The 16,033-nt window shown below is 74.1% G+C and carries 13 protein-coding genes; 8 read left to right on the top strand and 5 right to left on the bottom strand.

Features of this window, described 5'->3' with window-relative positions:
* Positions 1 to 4: 4 nt before the first annotated feature.
* The gene (locus tag ACZ4UX_RS20250; RefSeq protein WP_465707652.1) at positions 5 to 1,162 is read right to left on the bottom strand and encodes a Dyp-type peroxidase; all 1,158 of its coding nucleotides are present in this window, start codon (positions 1,160 to 1,162) and stop codon (positions 5 to 7) included.
* A gap of 289 nt (positions 1,163 to 1,451) precedes the next feature.
* Between ACZ4UX_RS20250 and ACZ4UX_RS20245 the strand changes: the two genes are divergently transcribed.
* On the top strand, positions 1,452 to 2,621 hold the full coding sequence (locus tag ACZ4UX_RS20245) for a right-handed parallel beta-helix repeat-containing protein (protein WP_465707651.1): 1,170 nt from the start codon (positions 1,452 to 1,454) through the stop codon (positions 2,619 to 2,621).
* A gap of 92 nt (positions 2,622 to 2,713) precedes the next feature.
* Here ACZ4UX_RS20245 and ACZ4UX_RS20240 read toward each other — a convergent pair whose 3' ends face one another.
* Together ACZ4UX_RS20240 and ACZ4UX_RS20235 are read right to left on the bottom strand one after the other, a co-directional pair.
* The gene (locus ACZ4UX_RS20240; RefSeq protein WP_465707650.1) at positions 2,714 to 3,622 is read right to left on the bottom strand and encodes a hypothetical protein; all 909 of its coding nucleotides are present in this window, start codon (positions 3,620 to 3,622) and stop codon (positions 2,714 to 2,716) included.
* A gap of 125 nt (positions 3,623 to 3,747) precedes the next feature.
* Entirely contained in the window at positions 3,748 to 6,447 is a 2,700-nt protein-coding gene (locus ACZ4UX_RS20235; protein ID WP_465707649.1) for an SdrD B-like domain-containing protein, read from the bottom strand.
* A 786-nt stretch (positions 6,448 to 7,233) separates the two neighbouring features.
* Here ACZ4UX_RS20235 and ACZ4UX_RS20230 point away from each other — a divergent pair.
* The 6 genes from ACZ4UX_RS20230 (at position 7,234) to ACZ4UX_RS20205 (ending at position 12,168) form a co-directional block, all read left to right on the top strand.
* Positions 7,234 to 7,719 (top strand): NUDIX domain-containing protein, encoded by a 486-nt coding sequence (locus ACZ4UX_RS20230; protein WP_465707648.1) that lies wholly within the window; start codon positions 7,234 to 7,236, stop codon positions 7,717 to 7,719.
* A gap of 456 nt (positions 7,720 to 8,175) precedes the next feature.
* Positions 8,176 to 8,739, top strand: a complete 564-nt coding sequence (locus tag ACZ4UX_RS20225) for a papain-like cysteine protease family protein (protein ID WP_329485435.1) — start codon at positions 8,176 to 8,178, stop codon at positions 8,737 to 8,739.
* 10 nt (positions 8,740 to 8,749) lie between these two features.
* Entirely contained in the window at positions 8,750 to 9,625 is an 876-nt protein-coding gene (locus tag ACZ4UX_RS20220) for a hypothetical protein (RefSeq protein WP_465707647.1), read from the top strand.
* 239 nt (positions 9,626 to 9,864) lie between these two features.
* Positions 9,865 to 10,224: a nucleoside triphosphate pyrophosphohydrolase family protein gene (locus ACZ4UX_RS20215; protein ID WP_465707646.1), complete on the top strand. Its 360-nt coding sequence runs from the start codon at positions 9,865 to 9,867 to the stop codon at positions 10,222 to 10,224.
* 116 nt (positions 10,225 to 10,340) lie between these two features.
* Positions 10,341 to 10,829, top strand: coding sequence for a GNAT family N-acetyltransferase (locus ACZ4UX_RS20210; RefSeq protein WP_359808530.1), 489 nt, complete (start codon positions 10,341 to 10,343; stop codon positions 10,827 to 10,829).
* A gap of 169 nt (positions 10,830 to 10,998) precedes the next feature.
* Complete coding sequence (locus tag ACZ4UX_RS20205; RefSeq protein ID WP_465707645.1) at positions 10,999 to 12,168, top strand: hypothetical protein; 1,170 nt, start codon at positions 10,999 to 11,001, stop codon at positions 12,166 to 12,168.
* 127 nt (positions 12,169 to 12,295) lie between these two features.
* Here the strand turns inward: ACZ4UX_RS20205 and ACZ4UX_RS20200 are convergent, their stop codons facing one another.
* Both ACZ4UX_RS20200 and ACZ4UX_RS20195 read right to left on the bottom strand, forming a co-directional pair.
* Positions 12,296 to 13,285, bottom strand: coding sequence for an SDR family NAD(P)-dependent oxidoreductase (locus ACZ4UX_RS20200; RefSeq protein ID WP_465707644.1), 990 nt, complete (start codon positions 13,283 to 13,285; stop codon positions 12,296 to 12,298).
* Between the two features lie 80 nt (positions 13,286 to 13,365).
* Positions 13,366 to 14,550: a zinc-dependent alcohol dehydrogenase gene (locus ACZ4UX_RS20195; RefSeq protein ID WP_465707643.1), complete on the bottom strand. Its 1,185-nt coding sequence runs from the start codon at positions 14,548 to 14,550 to the stop codon at positions 13,366 to 13,368.
* 347 nt (positions 14,551 to 14,897) lie between these two features.
* Here ACZ4UX_RS20195 and ACZ4UX_RS20190 point away from each other — a divergent pair, with 347 nt between their 5' ends.
* A complete protein-coding gene (locus ACZ4UX_RS20190; RefSeq protein WP_465707642.1) occupies positions 14,898 to 15,920 on the top strand; it encodes an alcohol dehydrogenase in 1,023 nt (340 codons plus the stop codon).
* Positions 15,921 to 16,033: the final 113 nt, after the last annotated feature.

The following is a 16,033-nucleotide window of genomic DNA, read 5'->3' as shown; positions in this document are numbered from 1 at the left end:
GGCCCTACGCCCAGAGCTGCTCGCCGAGCGTCCCGCCCGGTGCGGCGCCGGGGAGCACATAGGCCACGGCCGAGGCCCGGTGCTCGACGAACGGGCCCAGCGCGTCGCGTTCGGCCAGGCGGTTCTGGACCCGGGTGAACAGGGCGGGATCGCGCATGAAGGCGCAGAACAGCAGGCCGCGGTCGTCGAGGCCGTCGTCGTAGCTGTAGCTGCGGCGGAGCATCCGGGCGCCGCCGTCGAGACGGGGGCTGCTCAGGCGGACGTGCGCGGACGCGGGGATGACGTAGGAGCCGTCCGGGTTCTTGGCGTAGATGTCCGGGTCGTCGTGCTCGGCGTTACCGGTGAGCGGGACGCCGTCGCCGCCGCGGCGGCCCATCACCGCGTCCTGCCGCTCCCCGGGGAGCGCCGCGAAGCCGTCGACGTCCATCCGGATCCGGCGGTACACGAGGACGGTCCCGTTCTCGTGCGGCCCCGGCGGGCCCCAGACCCACTGCCGGGCGGCGTCGTCGTCGGGATTGGCGGTGCCGTCCTTGAAGCCGAACAGGTTCCGCGGTGTCACGCCCCGGGGCGTGAGGGGCAGGAAGCCGGACTGGGTCCAGAGGGGGACGAGGCCGGCGGCCTTCGCGGCGGCGGTGGCCAGTTCCGCGACGACGGTCGGGGTCCAGCGGTCGGCGGCGCACAGCTGGACCACCAGATCGCCGTGGCTGCGCGCCGGGTCGAGGCGCTCGCCGGGGAACGGCGGCAGGTCGGCCAGTCCGGCGGGCACGTTCAGGCCGAGCCGGGAGGCGAGTCCGGGACCCACGCCGACCAGGGAGGCGAGCCGGGCCGGCACGCCCGTCCCCAGGCGCGGGTCGGGCAGCGTACCGGCGGCCGCGCCGGAGAGGGTGCGGGTCAGCGCGTCGAGGACGGCGCGGAGGGTCTGCCGGTCCGCGGCCGCGGTGGTCGCCGGGAGGCCGAACGACAGCAGCTGTGCGACGGGCAGTTGAGGCTCCGTCACCCCGGCCTGCCGGGGCCCGTGGAAGGGGACCGCCGACCCGGGCGGCGGGCCGGCGGGGTGCGACCGGTCGTCCGGCGTCAGGACGTCGCCCACCAGCGCCTCGGCGGCCGCGCCGATCCCGGCGGCCAGCACCGCGCCCGCCGCGAGCACGGCCCTGCGTCCCAAACCGGCCGCGGCTGGTCGTGCCGGTTCCTGCGGATTTCCCGGTTCGGTATGCATGGCCGATATTGGAGACGATAGAACACGTATCATGCAAATCCCCTCTCCTCAGCGCCTGTCGTCCGCTCGGGCCGCCCGGCCCGCCGCATTCCGGGCTTCGCTGCCGAGACGCCTGTCGGTGCTGGTCACCCTGGTCGCGGTGGCGGCGACGGGGTGCTCGGCGACGGATTCCGAGCCGTCCGGGAAACCGCATCCGGCCGGGAACGTTGTTCGCGTACCGGAGGACTTCGCCACGGTGCAGCAGGCGGTGGACATCGCGCGCGAGGGTGACACCGTGCTGATCCAGCCGGGGGTGTACCGCGAGAGCGTGCGGGTCACCGTGCCGCGGGTGGTCGTGCGCGGCACGGACCGGAACGCGGTGGTCCTCGACGGCGGGGTGCGGCTCGTCAACGGCATCACCGTCACCGGCGCCGGCGCGGTGGTGGAGAACCTCACCGTCCGCGGCTACCTCGCCAACGGCGTCCTGTTCACCGGGGTCACCGACGACCAACTGCAGCGCCACGGCGCCGGCGGCTCGGCCTACGACCCGTTGGACACCGTCCGCTTCCCGCCGGTGCAGGGCTTCCGGGCCTCCCGGGTGACGGCGTACAACAACGGGCTCTACGGCATCTACGCCTTCGACGCTCGCGGCGGCGTCATCGAGGACTCCTACGCCTCCGGCGGCGCCGACTCCGGCATCTACGTCGGCCAGTGCAAGCCCTGCGACACGCTGGTGCGCGGCAACACGGTCGAACGCAACGCGGTCGGCATCGAGATCACCAACGCCTCGGACAACCTGACGGTGCTCGGCAACCGCGTGGTCGGCAACCGCGTCGGCGTGACGGTCAACTCCAACGACCTGGAGGCCCTCGCCCCGCAGCACGGCGCGGTGATCGCCGGCAACGTGATCGCCGGCAACAACGCCGCGGACTCGCCCGAGCAGGCCGACGGCGGCTTCGGGATCGGCATCGGCATCGGCGGCGGCACCGCGAACCAGGTGCTGCGCAACCTCGTCCGGGACAACCGCGCGGCCGGGGTCGTCATCACCGACCCGCCCGGGCACCCCGCCGTCGGCAACCGCGTCGAGGGCAACCACGCCACGGCCAACGGCGTCGACCTCGTGCTGGCCTCGACCGATCCCGCGAACTGCTTCACCGGCAACTCGCCCGCGACGCAGAGCCCGAACGGCCTGGAGGATGTGGCCGGGTGCGGCGCCGCCGCGCGCCAGGCCGTCCCGGCCGGGCGGCCGGCCCCCGTCGAACCACCGCCCGGCACACCGTTCAACTCCGTGCCCGTGCCGCCCGCCCAGCCGTCGATGCCCGATCCGACCGCGCCCGGCCGCCCGGCGACGGACCTGCCCGGCCCGGTCGATCCGAACCGCTACCCGCTGCCGACCGACGTCGCCGCCATGCCGCAGCCGAACTGAGCCGGACCGGCCTGAGCCCGGCCGGCCGACAGCGCTGCCCGCCGTTCGGGGATCCCGGGGGGACCCGGCGGCGCCCGGCCGGCATCGGCGTGTCAGCCGGCGGCCCAGGGTGCCTCGGGCAGCTTCGCCGCCTCGTCGCGCCCGGTGATCTCGACGGTCGTCGGGGTGCCGAGGCCTGGCATCCGCATCGTCACCCGCCGCAGACCGCCGTCACCGTCGATCCAGTAGGTCAGCGGCGACAACTCACCGTCGGCCCCCGCCCCGTGCGCGGCGTCGCCGGAGCGCGGCCCGGAGAACCGGTCGTAGCTCCGGCCGTCGATCAGGTCGCGGCCCAGCCATCGCGGACCGGACTGCGCGAGCAGCAACGGGTTGTCGGGCCGGTCCGCGCCCAGCTGGATCAGCAGTTGGAGGCCGGAGTCCAGGGGGTCCGCCGTGTAGCCGCGCGGCGACCAGCCCGGGCGGGGGATGTGCTCGGCCTGCTGCCAGGCCGGCCCGCCGCCGCCACCACCCGCCTGCCGCGCCAGCCCCAGGCCGGCGCCGTCCCACACGATCAGCCCGTGGTCCAGCTCACCCGTGGGCCCGGTGACCCGGTAACTGCCCGCCGCCCGGTGCGTGCGGTAGTCCACGACCCCCTCCACCCGCACCACCACGCCACCGCCCTCGGCGGCGGTGAGGGTCACCGTCGCCGGGCTCGCCTGGTACAGGTTGAGGCGCGACACCGCGATGCGCGATGCCTCGTCGACGGTCACCGGCCGGCTGGTGGTGCTGTCGGACACGTTCCGGTAGACGACCACGCCGCCCGTGGCGGCCCCGCACACGGCGACCGCCAGCAGTGCCCTGAGCCAGCCGGCCCGCGGCGGCGTGCGGGCGCCACCGGACTTCCACCGGGCCGTGAAACCGCCGGGCCTCCTCCCGGCCGTCTTGTCGCCGGGCTTCGTCCCGGCCGTGCTGTCACCGGGCTTCCGCCCGGCCGTCTTGTCGCCGGACTTGCTCCGGGCCATGACCGTGCCTTCTCTCACGTCGGTGACACACTCGGGCGGGTTCGCGGACCCGATGGTCCGCGAACCCGCCCGATCCGCCCCTGCCGGCCGCCGGCCCGTCGGGCTCCGACGGCCGGGCCGGGGTGTTACCGGTGCCGGGCCCTACGCCCGCGCAGTCCTACCAGCACCCCGCCGAGCGCCGTGAGCGCCACGGCGACGAGGGCCATCGGTACGAGCGGCCCCGTGCCGGTGCTCGCCAGGGGCGAACCCGGCGCGGGCCGCGGCGGGCCCGGTGCGGCGGCCGGCACGACGGGCGGCTCCGGCGGGTTCGACGCGGGCGGGACGCCGGCCGTCTCCGTCGGGGTCGGCGTCGCGGCCGGCGTCGTCGGCGTGGGGGTGGGCGACGGGGTGGGCAGCAGCCGGTTGACCGCCGTGACCGAGACGCCGTCCGCGAGGTTCTCGGACGTCAGCACCAGCGGACCGAACACCGTGGTGTCCGGCGCCGCGTAGCCCTCGGGCGGGCTGAGCTCCTGCCAGTAGTACGTCCCCGGCTCACCGGCGCCCCGGCACAGGCCGTCGGCGCCGGTGGTGCACGGGCTCCCCAGCTTCGCGTCCGGCTTGTCACCGGTGGGCTGCAGCCCGTCGGTGCCGTTCGTCTCGTGCCACAGCTGGAACCTCGCCCCCGCCAGCGGCTTGCCGTCCTGGTCGTGCTTGACCAGGCGCAGCACGCCCTCCTGCCGGCGGAACCCGAAGTCGAAGGTGTGGTCGTTCTCGCCCGGCCCGCCGGTGGTCAGCGCCCGTTCGGGGAACCGTCCGCCGTCGGGGACGACGCCCTTGGAGTCGATGAAGTGGTTGTCGCCGACGTCCGCGTCGGTGGGCACCCACTGGTACAGGGGGCCGCCCTTGGCGTAGTCGGCCGGGTTGTCCAGCCTGATGGTGTACTTGGTGCGCGGCTTGAGGCCGCCGTCCACGTCGGAGTCGTCGAAGTAGTACTCGCCACGGGTGGTCGTCCTCGTCGTGCCGACGAGCTTCCCCGACTCGTCGTAGAGGTGGACGGTCGCGCCCGGGACGGGGCGCTGGCCCGGCCGCTGGACGCCGGTGCGCTCCGGGTCGTACCAGACCCGGTTGCCGATCTGCAGCGGCGCCTGATCGCAGAGGACCTCCAGGTCGCCCATCGACGCGCCCTTGCCGAACGGGGCCACCGTTCCCGGCGGGTTGAGCCGCAGGCCGAACTTCGGGTCCTGCTGCCCGTCGCGCTGGAGGAACGACGTGCCGTACCCGAAGGCGGTGTGGTTGGGGTCGAAGGCGGAGACCGCGATGGTGTTCTCGGCCTTGGAGAGCGCCATGCCGGCGAACGCCGTGTTGCGGTGGCCGCCCCAGCTGGTGTCGAAGAACCGGGTGCCCCGGGGGGACAGCCCGCAGCCGTTGTTGGTGTCCAGCACGAACGTGCCGCCCGCCGGGCAGGCCTTGTTCAGGTCGCCGCCGGACATGACGACGGCGACGGAGCCCGGTGCGGGGGCGGCCGGGGCGCGGTCGCCGAAGCGGTCGCGGAAGGCCAGCAGCATCGAGCCGTCGGTCTCGAAGGCGATCTCGCCCAGCTCGGGCTCGGGGTTGGCGATGGTGGAGGCGCCGCACGGGTTGCCGTTCTGCGACGTCGGGTAGGTGCTGGTCCACGGGAACCAGCCCGCGCCGTCGCACGGGCCACCGCCGACGGTCGACTGCCGCGGGTAGTCGAGCGGCTGGTCCAGCACCGGCTTGCCGAACACCCCGGTGGCGAGGTCGAACGGCAGGACGACCGCCCGGAGGTCGGCGACCTTGCCGGTGGACTCGCCGGAGCACACCCCGCCGAGGTAGCCCTTGCCGTCCTGGAGGCCCAGGCCGAACGGGCGCCAGTCCCCAGCCGCCGGGCAGCCCGGATCCGGGACGGCGTAGGAGGCCTTCGGCGCCGCCGCGGTGGGCGCGGTGGCGTCGTAGCGGTAGAGCCTGCGGTCGTTGAGGTTGACGACGAAGAGGTCCCGGCCGTCGTCGGTGATCTTGAGGCCGCCCAGGCTCTCCTTGCCCGGCACGCCGAGGAAGGCGTCGTCGGTGCCACCGCCGTGGACCGTCGCACCGGCCTCCGGGACGGTGGTGAACAGGGTCGTCCTCTTCTGGGCGAGGTCGGTGACGTAGATCGCCCCGGCGCCGCCCGGACCGTAGTCGGTGGTGCGCTTGGCCAGCGCGGAGGAGAAGACCCGCCGGTCGGACCGGTTCCACCCGATGCCGTAGAGCGTGCCGGTCTCGGCGTCGGTGGCGATGTCCGTGGCGTTCACGTCCACGCCGTCCTGGCCGCGCGCGCTGTAGGGGAACGACACCAGCGTGCGCTGGGCGCCGCCCTCGCGCGCGGCGGGCTGACAGGTCGTCACCAGCGGTGCGTTCTTCTGACAGTAGTCACCGGGGTTCCACAGCCCCGTGGTGAACGCGACGTTCTTGCCGCCGGAGAGGTCGACGAACTCCTCGTTGCTGCTCAGCTTGTTCGGAGCGCCGTCCAGTCCCTCCCGGGAGGCGAAGGCCGGGTACAGCACGCCCGGCTTCGGGTTCACCACCTGGACGCGGTACTTGCCGCCGGACAGCTTCGCCGCCGGGGCGAGGGTGACCGTGCCGTCCGCCGCCGTCGCCCCCTGGACCGCGGTGCCGGCGTCATCGGTGAGCGTCACCGTGACACCCGCGAGCCCGGGTTCCAGCGCCGGCGTCCAGACCCCGCTCGTGTCCACCGCCCGCACCACCCGGACCGTCACCGACCCGTCGCCGGACTGCGGGAACGCCGCCGGCGCGACGGCCAGCGAGCAGCCCGCGATCCCCAGTGCCACTGCCGCGGTTCTCGCCACGGCCCGGCGGCCGGGCGAACCCGACCGCCCCCAACCCGGCCCGCGCGCGGAGCCGTTCAACCGATCACTTGTAGATGTCATTCCCACTCTCATCGTCGAGGGCCTGCGCCCGGCCGCGTGAGGAGCCGTGTGGAGTGACGGAGCACCCGCCATTCAGCGGAAGCTTAAAGGTGTCGTAAGGAAGGTGCGGGCACAATCGTCATTTTGACGCTCCATCAGGTGACTGTCCCCGATCTCGGCGGCGACCCGGAGGTCCGCGGGCGGTACGTCTGCGGACCGACCGCCGACCCCGACATGCCGACGCCCCAAACCTTCCCGGGCAGCTCGCCAGCCGAACGGGTGAATCCGCCGACGACTGTCCGCCGCGCACCCCCCTCACCCGACGAGCACCCGCCACCGGCGCGAAGCCGCACGGTCCGCCAGCGCTCGAACGCGCGCTCGCCGCCTGTGCGCTGGGCTCCGCCACCCTCGCCGCACTCCCTCGCGACCACCTCGGGGCGTCCCCGGAAGCGCGCACGGTGCTCGAAGAGTCCCCGTTCGCCCCGGGCACGCCCGACGGAAATCCGCTTGAACGCCGCACTCGAACAGCACCATCATCAGACGCCACCCGACCCGAGGTGACCGCGCGAACTCGACACACCCATAGCACACTTGACGCTCACCGCCGGCCAGACGGCGCGCCGGCCGGCCTGAGCACGGGTGGCCCGCCGCCGCACCCCGCCGACCACCGCGAGTCCCCGTCAGCCGAGCAGTCCCGGAGGTAGCACCGTGGAGATCCTTCGCCAGGCCGTGTCCGTCATCGTCCACGACCAGGACCGAGATCTGGTCGCGACTCTCCGCTACGCCGCGCACGGCTGGCGCGCGACGCCGGCGTGGACGATCCCCGGCGGCAAGGTCGAGGAGGGCGAGCGGCTCGACGAGGCCGCCGCCCGCGAGTTGCGGGAGGAGACCGGGCTGATCACCGATCCCGCGGGCCTACGGCTCGTGCACACGATCCAGGTCCGCCAGGGCTGGGACGGCGAGGGCCCGTTCCTGCTGTCGGTGTTCCTCGCCACCGCCTGGAGCGGTGAACTGACGAACTCCGAGCCGGACAAGCACCTCGGCGCCCACTGGTCCCCGGTCGACGCGCCACCGCTGCCGATGTTTGCCACCGCCCACGCCGCCCTCACGCTCTACCGGGGAGGGGGCCGCGGCTTCTCCACCCACGGCTGGGGCGGCGAAGGGTCCGACCCCCGTGCGCTCGTCGGCGCGTGAGACCGGTGGGCCGACACCGCCGACCGCCCGACCCGCACCTGCCGGACGACGCCGACCTGCGGCTGCGCGCGATCGCGCGGCAGCAGAACGTCGTGGAGGAGGGCGTCGCCGTCCTCCCCGGCAGCGCCGCCCCCGTACGCCTACCGGACGGTGCACCGGCCGGACGGCGGAGTCGACCACCACCTCGTCCGCCTCGATCCCCCGCCGCCCCCGCTCTCCCGCCGGCCGGGTGAGCCGCGATGACGCCCGCGCCCGCCCCGGCCCTGCCGTGGAACCGCACCGCGGGGATCACCTCCCCCGGTGTGAGGTCCTCGGCGTCGTCGGCCCTGCATATATGACGATTCATCCTTGTAGGTGCAGTTTCTATACACACCATGGGTGACAGCGCGAATTCGTGCTGTCATAGCTGCGCCAGATCCCCCGGCACGCATCGCACCTTCGCGGGAAGGCAGGAAGATGGGCAGATCCACGTTCGCGGCCACGACGATGGCCGTCGCACTGACGGTTTCGGGGTTGCTCGCCGCCGTAGGGAGCCCGGCCCACGCCGAGGCGGGGCAGGACAACATCGGCATGTACAAACAGGAGAAGACCCAGTGGTGCTGGGTCGCCTCCGGGCTGACGATCGCCAAGTTCCAGGGCTACGGCAGCACACAGACGGACTTCTGCACCCGGGCCCAGCCCTCCTACGGCTGCAACAACCAGCCCGCCACACTCGACGACATGGCCAGGGGCTGGAACAGCCTCGGCATGGCCCACCCCGGCTCGGGCCTGAACAGCGCGGCCACGTTCAACCAGGTCTACACCGACGTCAAGGCGGCCCGCCCGGTCGCCGCCCGCATCGGGTGGACGTCCGGCGGTGGCCACATGAACGTCGTCTACGGCTTCGACACGTCGAACAACACCATCGGCGTCGCCGACCCGTGGCCGGACACCGCCACCTACACGTGGTGGAACTACAACGACTACGTCAGCAACAGCTCGTTCAAGTGGACCCACTCCCGGATCGGCATCTCCCGTTAAGGCAGGCGGCATGCACCGAGCAAGAATGTCCAGCAAGCGGGCGGCATCCCGCCGCTCCCGCCTGACCACCGGCCTGGTACTGAGCGCAGCTGCGCTGCTGACAGTCGCAGGCCCCGCCCACGCGACCGCGCCCATGGACCCGCTCCCGGCGGACATCCCGGACTACCAGGCCGCCCTCGACCTGGTGAAGTCGGCCGACGTCCGCGCCACCGTCTGCCGCTTCCTCAGCGTGCCGGTGCCCCAGGGGGACGCGGTCGGCGCACCGCAGGCGATCCCCGACAAGGCCGACCCGTGCGAGGGCCTGCCGGCGTTCACCGTCAAGGACCCGTTGGCGCTGAACGAGATCACTCCCGGCTTCGCCGCGGGGACGTCCCTGCCGATCGCCACCGAGGCGGTCAAGCTGAGCTATCTGGTCTCCGCGCTGAACGCCCCGGTCAACGGGCGGAACGCCACCGTCATGCTCGCCCCCACGCAGGGCGGCGGGTGGCACCTGGCGGCCGTGCGCGAGGGCGACAGCGACGCCACGTTCGCGGGCAGGGCCACGGTGGGGACGCTGGTGTTCTCCGAGCCGCAGATCCGCGGCTGGTACCAGCTGAAGCTCACCACGGTCGAACCGCTCAACGACCAGGCGCGGCAGGGGCTGGACGGCCAGTCGGCGGTCTCGCTGAGCACCTACCAGAAGCTGGTCAAGGCCCGGTACGCCGACAAGCTGCCCGGCTCGGTGTACGACACCGCGGGCATGTCCAGCGGCTACGGCGTAGCGAAGAAGTCGGCAGCCGCCCCTTCCTCGACACCCGTGCTCGTCGGCGGTTCGGGCGTGGCACTGGCGCTCGCGGGTGGCGCCTTCGCCCTCCTCCGCCGCCGTCGGCGCGACAGCGTCGCCTGAACGCGGCCACCGTCGCCCCGACCCCGCCGCCGACCGGGGTCGGGGCGAAACCCGCGATGCCATGGGACTGCCCGACGTACCGCAGGGTGAATCCCTCGGGAGAGGTTCGGCCGGGAACCGACTTGCCAGAACTGATGGGGCGTCATATAACAGGCGGCTGACAGCAACCCAGGTGAATCGCCGGGCGCGCGTCGACGTGATGACGACGCATGCCCGGCGCCGTCCTACGGGAGCCGGCCATGTCCGAGCGGGAGCGGCTGCACGACGCGGTGCGCGAAGTCCGCGAGTCCTACGACCGGCTGAACGAGCAGCGGCTCGGCCGCCGGTGGGACCTCACCGACTACGCGCTCGGTTTCGTGGGCGACGTGGGCGACCTAGCGAAGCTGGTGATGGCCCACGAGGGCCACCGCACCGACGTGGCGGGCGGCCGCGAGCTGCTCGCCCACGAGCTGTCGGACTGCCTGTTCTCCCTCCTGGTGATCGCCGAGGAGACCGGCATCGACCTCGAAGCCCGGTTCCCGGCCGACATGTCCGCTCTCGCCGCCCGGGTCCGCGCGCAGCTCACCACGGGAGCGACGCCGCCTCCCGCCGCGCCCTGACCCAGCCGGGCGCCACGCGGCACGAGCGACGAACGCCCCGCCCCGGGTTGGATGCCTCGAATGGTGTTGCGCCTCGCCGCCATGTGGTGGAGCCTCTCAGGCTGGAGGTGGTCCAGGTGACCGACATCAGGGTCTCGCTGTCCGTGCGCGATCTCACCCACGAGGACCTGCCCTCGTGCGGCTGGGCGGGCTCCGCCCTGCACGTGCGCCGGCTCGCCGACCAGGTGCGGCGGGCCGAGCGCGGTGAGGTCGACTACCTGGCCGTGCACGGGCCCGCCGGCCTGCCGGTGGCGATCGGCGGCGTCGACTACACGGTCCGGAGCGGTGCCGGCACGCTCTGGCAGCTCGGCGTCCATCCGGCGCTCCGGTCGTGCGGCATCGGCACCCTGCTGATCGCCTCCGCGGAGGCCCGGATCACCGCCCGGGGCCTGACGGTGGCCGAACTGGGCGTGGAGGAGGGCAACCCCAGGGCCCGCGCCCTCTACGAGCGGCTCGGCTACCGGGCCTACGGCCGCGAACCGGACTCCTGGGAGGTGGAGACTGCGGAGGGCTCGGTCGAACGGTACGAGACCGTGTGCACGTTGATGCGCAAGGACCTGACGTAGCCGAGGGCGGGCTGCACCGACGAAGTCGGCTGGGTGCCGCAGGCTCCGCCGAAGTACCCCGTCCTCGTGCGGTGCGTCACCGGGCGGAAAAGCTCACCCCCGGCCGCGGCGCACGCCAGAATCACCTCAGGCCAGTCGGTGCGCCGACACGATCCGAAGGAGCGCCGCCATGACCCGCTACAGTGTCGACCCCGCCCGGCACGAGCTGATCGCCGCCTGGGGAACCGGCGGCGGCGACCTCTCCGCCCGCGTCGCCGTCCTTCCCGCCGAGGCCGACACCGCCGCGCTGCTGCGCCTGGCCGGCACGCTCACCCAGCTGTCCGAGGCGGCCTGGCGCACCTACACCCACCCGGCCAGCGCCGCCGACTCCCTGGAGTCCGGCAGCGAGGGGTGGCGGCGCGAGCGGGAGCGCGAGGCTTTCGCCGAGGTCGCCGCCGCCGTCGCCCGCCCCAACCTGCCCCAGGGCGGGATGCTGACCGTCTCCTACAGCCCCCTGGTGGAGTCCGCGAACCGGATCGGCCGTGCCCTGGTGGCCCTGGGCGACCCGGAACTCACCGCGACCGTCCTGGCCGAGGCCGCCCAGGAGCTCGCCGCCGTGGAGAGCGCCGAACTCGGCGACCTCTCCGGCCGCGCCCAGCAGGCCGTCCTGCTCAGCCGCGAGGACGCCTCGCCCGCCCAGGTCGCCGCCGCCGACCACCTCTTCCGTCAGGACCCGTTCGGCCCGGCTGAGCTCTTCTCCGGCATCGACCCCACCGCCGCGGCCGTCGCCGCGGCCCACTGGCTCACCGCCGCCGCCGAGATCGCCGCCGAGGCCTCCGGCCACGACCGCGCCACCGTCGTGCTCGAAGCCGACGCCATCGAGGCCCTCGCCCACGAGACCCCCACCCTCGTCCTCGAACTCATCGACGCCGGAGCGTCCCCGCACGACGCCGTCGCCGGGCTCGTCCGGCACGCCCTGCAGGTGGCCGACGGTCTGCTGCCCGACCCCACCGCCCTGCGGGACCAGCTCAACGACTTCGAGGAGGCCCTCGCCGAGTACTCGGAGGACGACGGCGACGGGGGCCTCGACCCGGAGGACGCCGGCGTGCGCCTGACCCCCCTCGACCCGCGGCGCCCCGCCCGCGACCTCCTCGAAGACCTCCTCGCCGGCATCCACGGCTGCTGGCTCCTCCACGACCAGTACACCGACGCCGACCACGACGAGGACGCGACCCCGGAGACCCCCGCCCACGAGGACGACGAGGAGGCCGCGGAGGAGTTGCACCAGCAGCGCAGCCGTGGTCAGTTCGCCGCCCGGGTGCGCGCCGTCGCCGCCCGCGATCGCGACCGGCTGGTCTGACGCCGCAGCCGCCGCCGAACCGCCACCGGCGGCGGCCGCCCCGCCGGCGCGACCCGGCGCGGGCCGGCGCGGGCCGGCGGCGACGGACCAGACACGCCGCCGGGATCGGCGGGCCGCCCGGAGCTCGTCAGCGGCCGGGTCCGGGTTCGCCGTAGCGGCGCCCCGCGCGGTCGCCGAGCACGGTGACGGCTGCGGGGAGCGGCGAGTCGACCGCGGCCCGGGACCCGCGGACGTTGCGGCGCGGGTCCTGCCCCGGCCCCGGCAGGATCCGTGCGGCGAGGCCGAGCAGGCGGGTCGTGGTGGCGGGAGCGAGGCCCTGGAGCCGGACGCCCACCTTGGCCGCCGGGGTGAGGACGAGTTCGGGCCTGCGGCGCTCGGCGGCCCGGACGATGGCGCGGGCGGCGCGCTCCGCGTCCATGGACAGCAGGGGGAGCGACGCGGCCGCGGCGAACCAGCTGTACTCGGCGCCGGGCCTGCCGTGGAAGCGGGCCGCGGCGTGCGAGCCGGTTCGCATCAGGCCGGGCAGCACGGTGGTGACACTGACCCCGGCCCCCTTGCCCGCTCCGGCTCCGGCTCCCGCTCCGGCGAGTTCGGCCCGCAGTCCCTGCGACAGACCGGCCGCGGCGAACTTCGCGGTGGCGTACGGGAGCAGGTGGGGTGCGGCGATGCGTCCGCCGACGGAGGAGATGTTCACCAGCGTGCCGGCCGTACCGGCCCGCAGGTCGGGCAGGGCCGCGAGGGTCAGCCGCAAGGGGGCGAAGAGCATCGTCTCCATCGCCTCGCGGAAGTCCTCCTCCCGCAACGCGTCCAAGGGGCCGACCTGGATGATGCCGGCGTTGTTGACCAGGACGTCCAGGGGCCCGAAGCGGTCGTGCACCGCGTCCAGCAACGCGCGCGGGGCGGACTCGTCGGTGATGTCGCAGACCACGGACGCCACCTCGGCGCCCTCGGCACGCAGACGGCTCTCGGCGAATCCGAGCTCGCGCGGGTCGCGGGCGCAGAGCATCACCCGGCAGCCGCGCCGGGCGAGTTCCTGGGCGATGAGCAGGCCGAGGCCTCGCGACGAGCCCGTGACCAGGGCGGTCCGGTCGGCGAAGCGGTGCGGCGTTCGGGACATGGGGGCTCCCGGGAGCGGTCACGCCGGTGCGGCGTCGGGGACGGGGATCAGTCGGGGACGGGGATCAGCGGGAGTGGGGATCAGGGGTTGAAGAGGATCTTGACGGCACCGTCCTGCTTCTTCTGGAAGAGGCGATAGGCGTCGGGCGCCTCGGCGAGCGGGAGATGGTGGGTGGCGAAGGCCTCCACGCCCAGCGGGTCGTCGTCGGAGAGCAGCGGGAGGATGTCGTCGGACCAGCGGTGGACGTTGGCCTGGCCCATGCGCAGCTGGATCTGCTTGTCGAACAGGGTGAGCATCGGGAGCGGATCGGTCATGCCGCCGTAGACCCCGGACAGGGAGATGGTGCCGCCGCGGCGGACGATGTCGATGGCGAGGTGGAGGGCGTGGAGGCGGTCCACTCCGACGTGCTGCATGAGCCGGGCGGCCAGGGCGCTCGGCAGCAGGGCCGTGGACTGCTGGGCGAGGGTCGCGGCCGGCGATCCGTGCGCCTCCATGCCGACGGCATCGATGACGGCGTGCGGGCCGCGGCCCTCGGTCATCTCACGGATCGTGTCGGCCAGGCCCTTGCCGTGCCGGTCGAGGTCGAGGACGGTGGTCCCGCGGGCGCGGACCCGCTCCAGGCGTTCCGGTACGAGGTCCACCCCGATCACCTGGCCGGCGCCGCGGTGGGCGGCGATCCGGGTGCACATGTCGCCGATCGGCCCGAGACCCAGGACGACCAGGCTGCCGCCGTCGGGCACGTCGGCGTACTCCACGGCCTGCCAGGCGGTCGGGAGGACGTCGGAGAGCAGGACGTACCGGTCGTCGGGTGGGCCCTGCGGCACCTTGATGGGCAGCGTGTTGCCGAACGGTACGCGCAGGAGCTCGGCCTGCCCACCGGGCACCTGGCCGTAGAGCTTCGTGTACCCGAACAGTGACGCCCCGGTGCCGTACTCGTGGACCTGGGTCGTCTCGCACTGCGAGTGCAGACCCTGCGCGCAGGTGAAGCAGGTGCCGCAGGAGACGTTGAAGGGCACCACGACCCGGTCGCCGGGCCGGACGGCGGTCACCTCGGGGCCGACCTCCTGGACCACGCCCATCGGTTCGTGGCCGAGGATGTCGCCCGGATCCAGGAACGGGCCGAGGACCTCGTAGAGGTGGAGGTCCGATCCGCACAGTCCGGTGGTGGTGATCTTCACGATGACGTCGGTCGGGTCCTCGACCACGGGATCGGGCACCGATTCGACCCGTACGTCCCGCCTTCCTTGCCAGGTCAGAGCCTTCACGGCCACTCCTCTCACGGGATCCCCCCTCGGCGCCGCGGCTCGCACGCGAGCCGCGCGGACGCGCGATCGCCGGTGCGCGCCCACCGGGAGGCGACTGTTGCCCGCCGTCCCGCACGGCCCGCGCCTGCCCGGGCACGGGGAGGTGAAACGCCCCCGCGCAGGGGTGCGGGTCGCCGCCTACGCCCTCGCCCGCCGTGCGCGATCGGGCCGAAACTGCTCTGCTGGGTGCGGATGTGCCTTCCGCACGGGATGCCGTACCCGCACCCGGTCGTGCCCGTACCTGGTCGTGCCCGTACCCGGTCGTGCGCATCAGTACCCGGTCGTGCCAGTGCTTGGGAGAGGTCCGGATGAGTTCCTATCGAGTCGCGCAGGTCCCGGCCGCCGGCGGTCGCTTCGAGATCGTCGAGCGGGACGTGCCGCAGCCCGGCCCGGGCCACGTCCGGGTGGCGGTGGAGGCCTGCGGGATCTGCCACAGCGACACCGCCTTCGTGGACGCCCTGCTGCCCGGCGTGCGCTTCCCGCTGGTGCCGGGCCACGAGATCGCGGGGCGCGTCGAGGCCGTGGGCGAGGCCGTCCACGACGGCTGGCAGGTGGGCGACCGGGTCGCGGTCGGCTGGTTCGGCGGCAGCTGCGGCCACTGCCGGCGCTGCCGGCAGGGCGACTTCATCGTCTGCGACACCCTGAAGGTGCCCGGCTGGGCCTACGACGGGGGCTACGCCGACGCGGTGGTCGTGCCGGTGGACGCCCTGGCCCGGATCCCCGACGGGCTGTCGGCGGCCGAGGCTGCCCCGCTGGGCTGTGCGGGCGTCACCACGTTCAACGGGCTGCGGCGCAGCTCCGCCGAGCCGGGCGACCTGGTCGCGGTGCTGGGCATCGGCGGCCTCGGGCACCTGGCGGTGCGGTACGCCGTCGCCATGGGCTTCGAGACCGTGGCCATCGCCCGCGGGGCCGCCAAGGCGGACTTCGCCAAGGAGCTCGGCGCGCACCACTACGTCGACAGCACGGCGGGCGGCGGCGTCGGGGAGGCGCTGCGGGCGCTCGGCGGCGCGCAGGTGGTCCTGGGCACGGCCGCCAACTCCGAGGCCATCACGGCGACCGTGGACGGTCTGGCGGCCCGGGGCGAGCTGGTGGTGATCGGCGCGGACGCCGCACCGCTGGGCATCAGCCCGAACCAGCTGCTGATGAGCGGCAAGATCATCCGCGGTCATCCCTCGGGCACCGCGCGGGACGTGCAGGACACCATGGAGTTCAGCGTGCTCCACGGCATCCGCCCGATGGTCGAGACGGTGCCGCTGGAGGGGATCACCGCGGCCTACGAGCGGATGCTGGCCGGCGCCGCCCGCTTCCGGATGGTCGTCACCACCGGCTGACCCGTGGCGCCCGCGTGGGGGGGGGGGGGGGGGGGGGGGGGGGGGGGGGGGGGGAGGAGGGGGGAGGGGGGGGGGGGGGGGGGGGGGGGGGGGGGGGGGGGGGGGGGGGGGGT

Source organism: Kitasatospora sp. NPDC028961, assembly GCF_055564815.1.
This window is presented reverse-complemented; position numbering and strand designations above follow the sequence as displayed.